Annotated in this window: 7 protein-coding genes, 2 tRNA genes and 3 rRNA genes; 4 read left to right on the top strand and 8 right to left on the bottom strand. The window is 44.4% G+C overall.

Annotated features, from left to right (window positions below; all coding sequences use genetic code 11):
• Nucleotides 1-67: 67 nt before the first annotated feature.
• The 7 genes from PYW33_RS00125 to PYW33_RS00095 form a co-directional block, all read right to left on the bottom strand.
• The gene (locus PYW33_RS00125) at nt 68-1,432 is read right to left on the bottom strand and encodes an MFS transporter (protein WP_004647701.1); all 1,365 of its coding nucleotides are present in this window, start codon (nt 1,430-1,432) and stop codon (nt 68-70) included.
• A 285-nt stretch (nt 1,433-1,717) separates the two neighbouring features.
• Nucleotides 1,718-1,832, bottom strand: a 5S ribosomal RNA gene (gene rrf, locus PYW33_RS00120).
• A gap of 193 nt (nt 1,833-2,025) precedes the next feature.
• Nucleotides 2,026-4,922: ribosomal RNA gene (locus PYW33_RS00115) — 23S ribosomal RNA — on the bottom strand.
• A 489-nt stretch (nt 4,923-5,411) separates the two neighbouring features.
• Nucleotides 5,412-5,487 (bottom strand) — tRNA-Ala (locus PYW33_RS00110).
• Nucleotides 5,488-5,558: 71 nt separating this feature from the next.
• Nucleotides 5,559-5,635 (bottom strand) — tRNA-Ile (locus tag PYW33_RS00105).
• A 60-nt stretch (nt 5,636-5,695) separates the two neighbouring features.
• Nucleotides 5,696-7,233: ribosomal RNA gene (locus PYW33_RS00100) — 16S ribosomal RNA — on the bottom strand.
• The 16S, 23S and 5S rRNA genes sit together here with 2 tRNA genes alongside, the layout of an rRNA operon.
• A gap of 429 nt (nt 7,234-7,662) precedes the next feature.
• The gene (locus tag PYW33_RS00095) at nt 7,663-8,235 is read right to left on the bottom strand and encodes a peptidylprolyl isomerase A (protein WP_004647112.1); all 573 of its coding nucleotides are present in this window, start codon (nt 8,233-8,235) and stop codon (nt 7,663-7,665) included.
• 103 nt (nt 8,236-8,338) lie between these two features.
• Here PYW33_RS00095 and PYW33_RS00090 point away from each other — a divergent pair, with 103 nt between their 5' ends.
• Complete coding sequence (locus PYW33_RS00090) at nt 8,339-9,013, top strand: acetoacetate decarboxylase family protein (protein WP_004647113.1); 675 nt, start codon at nt 8,339-8,341, stop codon at nt 9,011-9,013.
• Between the two features lie 71 nt (nt 9,014-9,084).
• On the opposite strand, the gene PYW33_RS00085 is transcribed toward PYW33_RS00090, so the two are convergent.
• The gene (locus PYW33_RS00085) at nt 9,085-10,155 is read right to left on the bottom strand and encodes an alpha/beta hydrolase (RefSeq protein ID WP_004647114.1); all 1,071 of its coding nucleotides are present in this window, start codon (nt 10,153-10,155) and stop codon (nt 9,085-9,087) included.
• 217 nt (nt 10,156-10,372) lie between these two features.
• On the opposite strand from PYW33_RS00085, the gene PYW33_RS00080 reads away from it, so the two are divergent.
• From PYW33_RS00080 to dnaK, 3 genes are all read left to right on the top strand, one after another.
• The gene (locus PYW33_RS00080; RefSeq protein ID WP_004647115.1) at nt 10,373-10,873 is read left to right on the top strand and encodes a hypothetical protein; all 501 of its coding nucleotides are present in this window, start codon (nt 10,373-10,375) and stop codon (nt 10,871-10,873) included.
• Nucleotides 10,874-11,875: 1,002 nt separating this feature from the next.
• Nucleotides 11,876-12,424: a nucleotide exchange factor GrpE gene (gene grpE / locus PYW33_RS00075; protein ID WP_004647116.1), complete on the top strand. Its 549-nt coding sequence runs from the start codon at nt 11,876-11,878 to the stop codon at nt 12,422-12,424.
• 118 nt (nt 12,425-12,542) lie between these two features.
• The gene (gene dnaK / locus PYW33_RS00070; protein WP_004647118.1) at nt 12,543-14,483 is read left to right on the top strand and encodes a molecular chaperone DnaK; all 1,941 of its coding nucleotides are present in this window, start codon (nt 12,543-12,545) and stop codon (nt 14,481-14,483) included.
• Nucleotides 14,484-14,551 lie beyond the last annotated feature (68 nt).

Below are 14,551 nucleotides of genomic sequence, written 5' to 3'. Positions count from 1 at the left end.
TACTAAAGATATGAAAAAGCCCCTTTAAGTAAGGAGCTTTTTAACTGAGTAGGTCAATTACGAGAGTTTAAATTTTGGCTGTTTTTAATTTTTTCACCATAACGCGACCAGGTTGTGGCTTACGAATCATTGAAATAGCGATGATGCCAATAATACCTGGCATTGCAACTGCGATAAAGTTCCATTTATGTGGTAACTCCATCCCAAGCAGCATACCAATCACGATTGGGCCAACGATTGCACCTGTACGCCCTACAGCAGAAGCCCAACCAATACCAGTAGAACGTACTGCAACAGGATAGTATTGAGCAACATAGCTATATAACAAGATACTGGTACCAATAGATGAGGCACCTGCTAAACTGACAAGTAAATAAATAACAGGGGTTGGAGAATTAAAGCCCAAACCAACCAAAGACAGTACACCGACAGTTAACATACTCATAAGAACAGGTTTAAAGTCAAAACGGTCTGCCAAAATACCACCGCTAATGGTTCCGATCACGGCACCAATATTCAGTGCTAATAAGAACATTAAACTGCTACCTAAAGAATATCCCGCGGCCATCATAAGTTTTGGTAGCCAGCTTCCAAGTGCGTAAAGCATGAGTAAGCACATAAAGAAAGCAATCCAAAATAAGAATGTTCCTGTGGCACGATTTTCTGTAAATAAAGCTTTTACTGATGCACTTTGGGTTTGATCAGCGCTAGCTAGAACAAGTTCAGTATCTGCTTGTATGTCTGCAGTTGGCTCGACTTGCTTTATAAAGCGACGTGCTTCATTCACTTTTTGTTCTTTAACGAGGAAAGTTAAAGACTCAGGTAAGAACTTCCAAAAAAATGGAACAAAAAGTAATGGAATACCTGCAATGAAGAACATAATTTCCCAACCAAAACTTGGTGTAAACCATGTACCGCATAATGCAGCCATAATACCGCCTACGGCATAACCACTAAACATGGTGGTTACCAGTGTGCTTTTTAAACGTTTAGGTGCATATTCAGACGTTAAAGCGACTAAGTTTGGTAATACACCACCAATCCCTAAACCAGCAATAAAACGTAAAATACCAAACTCTGTTGGATTAGTGGTAAATCCACCTAAAAATGTAAAAGCACTAAATAAAGACACACAAATCAAGATAACTTTTTTACGACCAATTTTGTCTGCAAGCATCCCAAACAGCATGGCTCCAAACATCATGCCAGCGAGTGCTGTACTTGCAAGCATGCCTGCTTGAACAGCACTCATACCCCACTCTTGCATAAGTAGAGGCAGAACGACACCGTTAATTGCTAAATCATATCCGTCAAATAGGACAATAAACAAACACCACAATACAATGCTTAAGTGAAATTTAGTGAATTTTGCCTGATCAATCAGATCATTCACACTTACCGTGTTTGCTACTCTGTTCATGTTTTCTGCCATTTTTACTCACCTCCTGTGAGTTTTTTTCGTTGTTTTCAGCACGACACATGACCCTAACTCTTATTTATTATTTTTAATGATTCTTATCGCCATGTCTTCGCAACAACTTAGTTCAACACAGCTACTTTTCATGCAATATCCGACTAAAGTCTTACTTATTCCTTAAAATTCTAAACCCATGAGTCCAGTTTTTAATCAATACTCAACACTTCAACAATTATTTGACTAAAACCCGCGCATAAAAAAACACCCCCTATCAAATGACAGGGGGTGTTTCGAATAATGAGCTGGCGATGACTTACTCTCACATGGGTAACCCCACACTACCATCAGCGCTAAGAGGTTTCACTTCTGAGTTCGGGAAGGGATCAGGTGGTTCACTCTTGCTATGGTCGCCAGCACAACTGTTTATGGATACTTGCTAGGTCTTATTGAGATGCCTTGCTTTCTACCAAATAGAATTCATTAACAGGTTTTATTTGAGTTGAATATTGTCATACTAACGAGCTTATGAATCAAGCTGTTTTGCTGAATATCGAATCAATTGATCCTCACTTCTTTCGAAGTTCGTACAACAACTGTTTGGGTGTTGTATAGTCAAGCCTCACGAGCAATTAGTATTGGTCAGCTTCACATATCACTATGCTTCCACATCCAACCTATCAACGTCGTAGTCTTCAACGGCTCTTTAGGAGACATAAAGTCTCGGGGAAATCTTATCTTGAGGTAGGCTTCCCGCTTAGATGCTTTCAGCGGTTATCCCTTCCGAACATAGCTACCCGGCGATGCCACTGGCGTGACAACCGGTACACCAGAGGTTCGTCCACTCTGGTCCTCTCGTACTAGGAGCAGATCCTCTCAAATTTCCAACGCCCACGGTAGATAGGGACCGAACTGTCTCACGACGTTCTAAACCCAGCTCGCGTACCTCTTTAAATGGCGAACAGCCATACCCTTGGGACCTGCTTCAGCCCCAGGATGAGATGAGCCGACATCGAGGTGCCAAACACCGCCGTCGATATGAACTCTTGGGCGGTATCAGCCTGTTATCCCCAGAGTACCTTTTATCCGTTGAGCGATGGCCCTTCCATACAGAACCACCGGATCACTAAGACCTACTTTCGTACCTGCTCGACTTGTGGGTCTCGCAGTTAAGCGCGCTTTTGCCTTTATACTCTACGCGTGATTTCCGACCACGCTGAGCGCACCTTCGTACTCCTCCGTTACTCTTTAGGAGGAGACCGCCCCAGTCAAACTACCCACCAGACATGGTCCTCGTCCCGGATAACGGGACAGAGTTAGAACCTCAATATTACCAGGGTGGTATTTCAAGGACGGCTCCATCGCAACTAGCGTCGCGACTTCAAAGCCTCCCACCTATCCTACACAAGTAAGATCAAAGTTCAATGTCAAGCTGCAGTAAAGGTTCACGGGGTCTTTCCGTCTAGCCGCGGGTACACCGCATCTTCACGGCGAATTCGATTTCACTGAGTCTCTGCTGGAGACAGCGCCCCCATCATTATGCCATTCGTGCAGGTCGGAACTTACCCGACAAGGAATTTCGCTACCTTAGGACCGTTATAGTTACGGCCGCCGTTTACTGGGGCTTCGATCAAGAGCTTCGCTTACGCTAACCCCATCAATTAACCTTCCAGCACCGGGCAGGCATCACACCCTATACGTCCACTTTCGTGTTTGCAGAGTGCTATGTTTTTAATAAACAGTTGCAGGGGCCTGGTTTCTGAGGCTGTCGGCCGCTCAAGGAGCAAGTCCTATCACAGACAACAGCGTACCTTCTCCCGAAGTTACGGTACCATTTTGCCTAGTTCCTTCAGCAGAGTTCTCTCAAGCGCTTTGGTCTACTCGACCTGACCACCTGTGTCGGTTTCGGGTACGATTCCTGTGTAACTGAAGCTTAGAGACTTTTCCTGGAAGCATGGTATCAGCCACTTCACTGTACAAGTACAGCTTGCTATCAGTTCTCAGCATAGAGTACCCCGGATTTGCCTAAGATACATGCCTACAACCTTCCACCTGGACAACCAACGCCAGGCTGACTTAACCTTCTCCGTCCTCTCATCGCATTACACAGAAGTATTGGAATATTAACCAATTTCCCATCGACTACGCCTCTCGGCCTCGCCTTAGGGGTCGACTCACCCAGCCCCGATTAACGTTGGACTGGAACCCTTGGTCTTTCAGCGTGCGAGTTTTTCACTCGCATTGTCGTTACTCACGTCAGCATTCGCACTTCTGATACCTCCAGCAGACTTCTCAATCCACCTTCATCGGCTTACAGAACGCTCCCCTACCACGCATAATAAATTATGCATCCGCAGCTTCGGCATATAGTTTTAGCCCCGTTACATCTTCCGCGCAGGCCGACTCGACTAGTGAGCTATTACGCTTTCTTTAAAGGGTGGCTGCTTCTAAGCCAACCTCCTAGCTGTCTATGCCTTCCCACATCGTTTCCCACTTAACTATAATTTTGGGGCCTTAGCTGGCGGTCTGGATTGTTTTCCTCTTGACTACGGACGTTAGCACCCGCAGTCTGTCTCCCGGATAGTACTCATTGGTATTCGGAGTTTGCATCGGTTTGGTAAGTCGGGATGACCCCCTAGCCGAAACAGTGCTCTACCCCCAATGGTATTCGTCCGAGGCGCTACCTAAATAGCTTTCGGGGAGAACCAGCTATCACCAAGTTTGATTAGCCTTTCACCCCTATCCACAAGTCATCCCCTGGCTTTTCAACGACAGTGGGTTCGGTCCTCCAGTTAGTGTTACCCAACCTTCAACCTGCTCATGGATAGATCACCTGGTTTCGGGTCTATACCCAGCAACTAAACGCCCTATTAAGACTCGGTTTCCCTACGGCTCCCCTATTCGGTTAACCTTGCTACTGAATATAAGTCGCTGACCCATTATACAAAAGGTACGCAGTCACCGGACACAATGCCGGCTCCCACTGCTTGTATGCATGCGGTTTCAGGATCTATTTCACTCCCCTCACAGGGGTTCTTTTCGCCTTTCCCTCACGGTACTGGTTCACTATCGGTCAGTCAGGAGTATTTAGCCTTGGAGGATGGTCCCCCCATATTCAGACAAGGTTTCACGTGCCTCGCCCTACTCGACATCATCATATAAGCCCTTTCGTGTACAGGACTATCACCGTCTACGGTCGCACTTCCCAGAGCGTTCCACTAGAACTTATATGACTTAATGGGCTCTTCCCCTTTCGCTCGCCGCTACTGAGGGAATCTCAATTGATTTCTTTTCCTAAGGGTACTGAGATGTTTCACTTCCCCTCGTTCGCCTTGCAACACTATGTATTCATGTTGCAATACCTACCTTATGGTAAGTGGGTTTCCCCATTCAGACATCTCCGGATCACAGGATATTTGCCGCCTCCCCGGAGCTTTTCGCAGGCTATCACGTCTTTCTTCGCCTCTGACTGCCAAGGCATCCACCACATGCACTTAATTACTTGACTATACAACCCCAAACAGTCGTTTATCCTTACAAGTAGGATAAGCAACAGAGCTTGTCTTGCGACTCACTCATACAGTTGGCGTTTGTGCACTTAAGCACTGTACAGCTTCAATTAGATTCATATACCAAAACGCTTGATTCAGTTAATTTCGCTAGAACTCATTTCCTTAATCTTCACATCACAGTAATAAATCACTGTTAGTGTTGATCTTAAAAACGAGTTTGAACAAATTATTTCAACTCAAATATATTCTGTTAATGATTTTTCCAGCCTTCGTCAGGTCAGGAAACTGTGATAAATCACAGAGATTATCAAGTGCGCGTATCATAACGCTTGTACTTGCTAATCTCTAGGATCTAAACACTTGATCGCTTAGGAACTAAACAACTTCATCACTGTATGCTTACATACTGCGCGAAGCGTAGCTTCTTGCTTAAATTTCAAGTAAAAGCCTTAAAGCAGTGCTTTAAGTTTTATGATCTTGAAATTTGGTGGAGACTAGGAGAGTCGAACTCCTGACCTCCTGCGTGCAAAGCAGGCGCTCTACCAACTAAGCTAAGTCCCCAGCTTATCAATAAGTCAATGTATCGTTCTGTTCTGTTTGCTTCAGCACTTTCATGCTTCGTTAGTCAGATTTGGTGGGTCTGACAAGACTTGAACTTGTGACCCCACGCTTATCAAGCGTGTGCTCTAACCAACTGAGCTACAGACCCTCAGATACATCGTATGAAGAACAACTTGTTGTGGATTCTTACCAATCGTCAATCTTTCGTTAAGGAGGTGATCCAGCCGCAGGTTCCCCTACGGCTACCTTGTTACGACTTCACCCCAGTCATCTGCCACACCGTGGTAAGCGTCCCCCCTAAGGTTAGACTACCTACTTCTGGTGCAACAAACTCCCATGGTGTGACGGGCGGTGTGTACAAGGCCCGGGAACGTATTCACCGCGGCATTCTGATCCGCGATTACTAGCGATTCCGACTTCATGGAGTCGAGTTGCAGACTCCAATCCGGACTACGATCGGCTTTTTGAGATTAGCATCCACTCGCGTGGTAGCAACCCTTTGTACCGACCATTGTAGCACGTGTGTAGCCCTGGTCGTAAGGGCCATGATGACTTGACGTCGTCCCCGCCTTCCTCCAGTTTGTCACTGGCAGTATCCTTAAAGTTCCCGGCTTAACCCGCTGGCAAATAAGGAAAAGGGTTGCGCTCGTTGCGGGACTTAACCCAACATCTCACGACACGAGCTGACGACAGCCATGCAGCACCTGTATGTAAGTTCCCGAAGGCACCAATCCATCTCTGGAAAGTTCTTACTATGTCAAGACCAGGTAAGGTTCTTCGCGTTGCATCGAATTAAACCACATGCTCCACCGCTTGTGCGGGCCCCCGTCAATTCATTTGAGTTTTAGTCTTGCGACCGTACTCCCCAGGCGGTCTACTTATCGCGTTAGCTGCGCCACTAAAGCCTCAAAGGCCCCAACGGCTAGTAGACATCGTTTACGGCATGGACTACCAGGGTATCTAATCCTGTTTGCTCCCCATGCTTTCGCACCTCAGTGTCAGTATTAGGCCAGATGGCTGCCTTCGCCATCGGTATTCCTCCAGATCTCTACGCATTTCACCGCTACACCTGGAATTCTACCATCCTCTCCCATACTCTAGCCAACCAGTATCGAATGCAATTCCCAAGTTAAGCTCGGGGATTTCACATTTGACTTAATTGGCCACCTACGCGCGCTTTACGCCCAGTAAATCCGATTAACGCTTGCACCCTCTGTATTACCGCGGCTGCTGGCACAGAGTTAGCCGGTGCTTATTCTGCGAGTAACGTCCACTATCCAAGAGTATTAATCTCGGTAGCCTCCTCCTCGCTTAAAGTGCTTTACAACCAAAAGGCCTTCTTCACACACGCGGCATGGCTGGATCAGGGTTCCCCCCATTGTCCAATATTCCCCACTGCTGCCTCCCGTAGGAGTCTGGGCCGTGTCTCAGTCCCAGTGTGGCGGATCATCCTCTCAGACCCGCTACAGATCGTCGCCTTGGTAGGCCTTTACCCCACCAACTAGCTAATCCGACTTAGGCTCATCTATTAGCGCAAGGCCCGAAGGTCCCCTGCTTTCTCCCGTAGGACGTATGCGGTATTAGCATCCCTTTCGAGATGTTGTCCCCCACTAATAGGCAGATTCCTAAGCATTACTCACCCGTCCGCCGCTAGGTTAGGTAGCAAGCTACCTTTCCCCGCTCGACTTGCATGTGTTAAGCCTGCCGCCAGCGTTCAATCTGAGCCATGATCAAACTCTTCAGTTTAAAATCAGTAGCACCTTTAAAGGGTGCCAATCTTGGCTCATCAATTTTCTGACAAATATTTCTCAAATAAACTTCGAGTAATTTCTACCATCAATCAATGAAAATAATTTCGATCGATCAACCAGTAAAAATCCACACAAGTTGTTCTTCATAATCTCTTAATGATCTTTCCAACACCTCGTCAGTGCCAGAAGCTGGACTTCGATAAACTCAACAACTCCGCCATTCTGCTTCGTTCGTTTCCGTCTATCTCGTCGGTATGTGCTCATTATAGGGCAATTTCTTACACGTGCAAGCGCTTTTAACGCACAGGAATCACGAGTGTTTTATTTTTATGCACCAAATTGGTTCAATTCCATACAATTCATTACATAAGTACATATTTTTAAAACAGAAATATAAATTAAATATTTCTGCTTTATTCTATGCCTAGTTTTTCACGACTGGTGCTTTAATCGTCACACTGGTGATTTTTACAGGGTTCACCGGCACATTTTGATGCATTCCATAGTTTCGGGTCGGTACTTTAGCAATCTGATCGACGATATCCATACCTTTAGTGACCTTACCAAATACCGCATAGCCGGCATTTCTAGCAGAACGATCCAGGAAATCATTATCGACCAGGTTCACAAAGAATTGTGCTCGGGCAGAATCCGGCTGATTGGTACGCGCCATGGCTAAAGTACCGCGTTTATTTTGCAGACCATTCGATGATTCATTTTTAATGGGTGCTTGAGTATTGGCTTTTTCTTGCATGTTCACATCAAAGCCACCACCCTGCACCATAAAGCCTGGAATGACGCGGTGAAAAATCGTGTCCTTATAGAAGTTGCTCTTTACATAGCTTTCGAAGTTCTTTGCCGAGATTGGAGCTTTGTCATTGAAGAGTTCAATTTCAATATTTCCAGATGAAGTCTTCATCTCAATAATCGTATTTGCAGCGAAGCTTGGTAGACTGACCGCAGCAAGTGCGATGACACATAATGATTTCTTTAACATTTATTAACTCATCTACTTAGAAGTAATGGTTGTGAATGACTATATATTAATCTTTTATAACTCATAATGCAGTGACCTGCCGACTAAAGACAAGAGAATAAGAATGAAGCATGCATTATTACAGGAGCAAAATATCCACCAGTTTCCACCTTGGCATTTGCAGGGTGAGGGTTTTATTCTGAATTATTGGCTGACCCCAAGCTTTATTGAGCAAGCGAAACAGTTCCGTATTGCGCCTTCTCCGCTGGGTCGTATGGTCCAAGTCTTATTGGTGCGTTATCACACTTCGCCGATTGGCCCTTATGAAGAGTTACTGATTCTGGATCATCCTTTAATTAGTAAACGGCGCCTCAGCTCGATTCCTAAAATTTATGTGTCTACCCATGAGTCTGTGGTACACGGTCAGCATTTATGGGGCATTCCCAAAGAACATGCGCAATTTGAATGGCAGGAAAAGGATCAGGAAGTACTGTGTCAGATTCAACACCAGAACCAGCATATGACGATTCGGCTGAAGAAAACCAAATCTGCACGCCAGTTCTATATTAATAGTCATCATATTCCAGCGTCTATGTTGAAAATCCAGCAAGCCTGGAAAGGCCAGCGTTTTCAGTTTAGTCCACAGTTTCGCGGTCACCTCTCCAAACTCTCGCAAGTAGAATGGCAAGATGCCGAGAATATATTTCCAGACTTTTCCAAAGCCAAATTGCTGCAAAGCTTTTATGTCCCCAAATTCAATCTGATCTTTCCTGAAGCGCAGATCAGCAGCAAAGTATAAGAACTGATAAAAACCTATCTATAAAAAAAGGTGTTTCATGAGAAACACCTTTTTGCATTTATGCTTTCGATTTAACTATTTTTGTCCCAGAATTTGCGGAAGTTCTTGCTGATCTCAATCACATATTTTTTGGCACGGCGGGAGATCGGGGTCAGGTTGATAAAACCATGGGCCTGATCGGTATATTCATCATAATGAACAGCTACACCATTCTGACGCAACTTGTGTGCATAGATTGAACCCTCATCATGCAGGACATCATGACGTGCTGTAATCACATAACTTGGCGGCAAGTTTTGCAATTCACCATAGGTCGGTGAAATCAGCGGATCATCCAGTTCAATCTGATGGGTTTGGGCATACATTAAGGTCACCAGATCAATATCCTGCTCTGAAAGTACCAGTCCATCTTTATAGGCATAGAAAGAAGGATGGCGGCTTTTAAAGTCGACCGCCGGATAAAGCAAAAGCTGCGCTCGTGCAGCATAAGATTTGCCTGCACTGCGCTGTGCCACGACAGTAGCCAGATTTCCACCCGCACTGTCCCCTGCCACGGCAATCCGGTTTTTATAGACTTTTAGCTGCTTGCTATGCTGATGTGCCCACGCCAAGGCATCTTCACAGACTTGTACCATCTGCAAGGGGCTAAATTCTGGCGTCAGCGGATAAGCTACGCTTAGCACCTGTACTTTGGCATGTACTGCCAGCAAGCGACAGAATTCATCATGGCTGTCCAGACCGCCCACCATAAATGCACCGCCATGATAAAAAATCACCATCGGCAACTTCTTTTGTGGAGCTGGATGATAATGCCGGGCAAAGATGCTGCCACTCTGTAGAGGAAGGCGGAGCTCTTCAACAAATTTGACCGCGGTCGGTCTAGCCCGGATGGCTTTCATACGTGCATCAAACAATGTGCGCGAATGAGCCAGATCCTCACTAATAAAACTGCTATGCCCCTGTTTTATCTGGATGGCCATCAGGCATTTAACCAATGGATCTAAATCAGGATAAACATGAGGATAATCCAGAGCCTTGACCAATGCTTCCTGTGCAATGCCAGGTAAGCGGTCCAGCATACGCGCTGCCGTCCCTTGTCCCTTTTCCATCACACTTTTCAGAACCGGAGGATTCACAGTCATTATTTTTAGTCCTTATTCTCTTAATTCTTCATAGTTTCTACACGATTAGTGTTTCAGTGACCATATTCTTATATAAGTCTTAATATCAATGTACATATAGCTTCTACTCGATACGTTACCCTCATTTATAAAAGATATCATTGACCGTTTAAAGGTTATTTTTGACGTACTTTTGCGAGCTTAAGTATATTTTTTATTACAAATCGGGAGGATGCCTATGGCTAGAAAAATTATAGCTCTGTCTTTGGCGACTGCATTTTTAGCTGTAGGCTGCGTCGCATTTCCTGAAGATGGTGGCTATTATGACGGCCGCTATGATCAGCGTTATGACCGTCGCTATGAACTGGACCGGCATTATGAACAAGATCGTCGCTATGAGCGGCAACGCTGGGAATATGAACAGCAACACAAACGTATTGAACTCGATCGACGTAAACAGGAATTACAACGTCGCAATTGGGAGCAGGATCGTAAAAGAAAGTTAGAGCTTGATCGACGTAAAAGCCAACTGGAACGGCAGCGCCATGAACAGCAACGTAAAAATATCATGACGCAACGGCAAAAACAGGCAGAAGCAGAACGCAAGCGTCGTCAGGATCTGGAGCGTAAACGTGCAACAGATCAGCGCAGTAAAAAAGTCCAGCAAAATCGTTCTAATCAACGCTGGAATGACAACCGACGCCATCAGGAACAACGTTCACGGGATCGTCGTGACTAAGACTTGAATCACCCTCTCTATTAAAAGCCCAGACTGGGCTTTTTTAATGAAAAAGGTAGCTGCCAGATAGACAAAGACCCTAAAGAAAATTTCTTTAGGGCCTTTGCAGAGGGTTATGTTAAACGAACTTCCACTTCGCTTATGCTTCTCAGCAATTCAACCAGAACATCCTGTTCTCTACACAAATTATCCTATCGAATCAACTTGCTCTCATGAAGCGGACATTCACTATCCAAGCTGTAAGTTTTATCTTACAAACCGCTAAAATAGAGACGACTGATTCCAACAAATTCAAAAAAGGTAAATTCTGGACAAAAAAAGGCTTATCTAGAGAACAGGATAAGCCACGAAAACACATTTCAAAATAAGAAGAAACTACAGCGATAGAATCTGGAATAAATATTAATCAAAAGTTCATCTATTGTGAAAGACTTTATTGCTTAGATATTAATCGTTTTTATGTCTAATAAATAAACAGGCAAAAAAAAGCTGAGTTTTGGGGATACTCAGCTTGAAAAAAGCAATTCTAAAATAGGGCAACAGCAACCCGGTTCGGCTCTCTCCTCTGAACAAGGTCGCTGTTAATAGAAGTATGATGCAATTTTTTTACCAATACTTAAAACGGATTAAAATTATTAATTTGATTCAAAAATACGATTATTCATTTTTTATGTTTATATTCAAATACTTAATTCTTAGATTTAGTCGCGAATTGAATCTATTCAGTTCAAAATTCGGATTCATCGCTGCTGATGTCCGTGTATTTTATTCTCATCCTATCCTGCTGTTGTGTTCTGAATAGCTTGTTCTGCTATCCGCTGGATTCAGTATTTTGTATAAATCTTAAATTTAATCTGGGTCGACGCTTGAATTTTTACACCCTGCCCCGATTTCTTTAGGTAATCAAGAACTTCACAACCATGGCAGTTCAGCATAAACGCAGTGAACACTGAGGCCTAAGGACTGTACATGTTTAAGAACCCATTTAAACGGAGTAAATCAATGGCGACTGAGCAAAACGAGCAAGCTCAACAACTTGAGCAAGAGCAAGCGGAACAAGATACAGCGCAAACTCAAGCTGAAACCGAGCAGGCTGAAGTTTCCGTTGAGTCTTTACAAGAGCAGATTGCGCAGCTTGAAGGTGATTTAAAGTTAGAAAAAGCCCGTACCGCCAATGCAGTCTATGAAGCACAAAAAAGTGTTGAACGTATTCAGCGTGAATCTGAAAAGCATAAAGATACGGTTCTGGAAAAGTTCTCTAAAGAGCTTCTAGAAACAGTCGACAATCTGGAGCGTGCCATTGTGGCTGCAGGTGAAGAGCAAACACCATTGCGTGAAGGCGTTGAACTGACCCTTAAATCGTTATTGCATACCTTGGAGAAATTCGGGGTTGTGGCAGTAGACACCAACAACGGTTTCAATGCTGACCTGCACCAGGCAGTCGGGATTGATCCAAATGCCAAAGCCAATGAAATTGGGACTGTTTTGCAAAAGGGCTACACGCTCAACAGTCGCTTATTGCGTCCTGCTATGGTGATGGTCGGCGCTTAAGCCAAATAATTTCGGGAGTTTGTGAAATTTTTCAAAAAATTTACTTGAAAAAAATCGAACGGCTCTCATATCGGATAACAAGTGTAAATCACAAAAAAATTTTAGAGGAAACATCCAAATGGCTAAAATCATTGGTATTGACTTAGGTACTACAAACTCATGTGTTGCAGTACTTGAAGGCGACAAAGTTAAAGTAATCGAAAACGCTGAAGGCGCACGTACCACTCCATCTATTATTGCCTATAAAGATGGCGAAATTCTGGTAGGTCAATCTGCAAAGCGTCAAGCAGTAACAAATCCGAAAAACACATTGTTCGCGATCAAACGTTTGATCGGTCGTCGTTATGAAGACCAAGCGGTACAAAAAGATATCGGTTTAGTTCCTTACAAAATCATCAAAGCAGACAACGGTGATGCTTGGGTTGATGTCAACGACAAAAAATTGGCGCCACAACAGGTTTCTGCTGAAATCTTGAAAAAGATGAAGAAAACTGCTGAAGATTACCTGGGCGAAACCGTAACTGAAGCTGTTATTACTGTTCCTGCTTACTTCAACGATGCACAACGTCAAGCAACTAAAGATGCAGGTAAAATTGCAGGTTTAGAAGTTAAACGTATCATCAACGAGCCAACTGCTGCGGCACTTGCGTTCGGTATGGACAAGAAAGAAGGCGACCGTAAAATCGCGGTTTACGACTTGGGTGGTGGTACTTTCGACGTTTCAATCATTGAAATTGCTGACCTTGATGGTGACCAGCAAATCGAAGTATTGTCGACTAACGGTGATACGTTCCTAGGTGGTGAAGACTTCGATAACGCGTTAATCGAGTTCCTGGTTGAAGAGTTCAAGAAAGAACAAAACTTTAACCTGAAACAAGATCCACTGGCGTTACAGCGTTTAAAAGAAGCTGCGGAGAAAGCGAAAATCGAGCTTTCTTCTTCAAATGCAACTGAAATCAACCTTCCATACATCACTGCTGATGCGACTGGTCCTAAACACTTAGTGATCAACGTAACACGTGCAAAACTTGAAGGTCTGGTTGCTGACCTGGTTGCGCGTACCATTGAACCTTGCCGTATTGCGCTTAAAGATGCAGGTCTTTCGACTTCTGACATCTCTGACGTGATCCTGGTAGGTGGTCAGTCTCGTATGCCAATGGTTCAACAAAAGGTTCAAGAGTTCTTCGGTAAAGAGCCACGTAAAGACGTAAACCCTGATGAAGCAGTCGCAATGGGTGCTGCGATTCAAGGTGCGGTACTTTCAGGTGACAAAACTGACGTACTTCTACTTGACGTAACTCCGTTGACACTTGGTATTGAAACCATGGGCGGCGTGTTGACTGCAATCATCGAGAAAAACACCACGATTCCTGCGAAGAAATCTCAAGTGTTCTCAACCGCTGCGGACAACCAGCCTGCTGTAGACATTTCAGTTTACCAAGGTGAACGTAAAATGGCGCAGCAAAACAAATTGTTGGGTAACTTCCAGTTAGGCGACATCCCACCTGCGCCACGTGGTGTGCCACAAATTGAAGTATCTTTCGACATCAATGCTGATGGTATCTTGAAAGTATCTGCGAAAGACAAGAGCACTGGTAAAGAGCAATCGATCCAGATTAAAGCAAACTCAGGTTTGTCTGATGCTGAAATCGAAGCAATGATCAAAGATGCTGAAGCGAATGCTGAAGAAGACCGTAAATTTGAAGAGCTTGCAAAAGCACGCAACGAAGCGGATGCTTTAGTTGCTTCTTCACAAAAAGCAGTGAAAGATCTTGGTGAACAAGTAACAGCTGACGAAAAAACTGCTGTTGAAACGGCGGTTTCTGAGCTTGAAGCTGCAACTAAAGAAAATGACGTTGAAGAAATCAAAGCGAAAACTGAAGCGCTGCAAAATATCATCATGCCAATTACACAACGTGCATATGAAGCTGCTCAAGGCCAAGGTGGTGCGCAAGGTTTTGACCCGAATGCATTCCAAGGCGGCGAAGGTCAATCTCAAAAAGCGGACGACGGCGTTGTAGATGCTGAGTTCACTGAAGTGAAAGATGACAAAAAATAATTTGTCGCTTTAACTGAAAAAACCGCGCGAAAGCGCGGTTTTTTTATGTCTCGACTTAAAAGAATAAA

Source organism: Acinetobacter lwoffii (assembly GCF_029024105.1).
Classification (GTDB): domain Bacteria; phylum Pseudomonadota; class Gammaproteobacteria; order Pseudomonadales; family Moraxellaceae; genus Acinetobacter; species Acinetobacter lwoffii.
The sequence above is the reverse complement of the archived record's forward strand: the minus strand, read 5'-3'. Positions and strand labels throughout refer to the sequence as shown.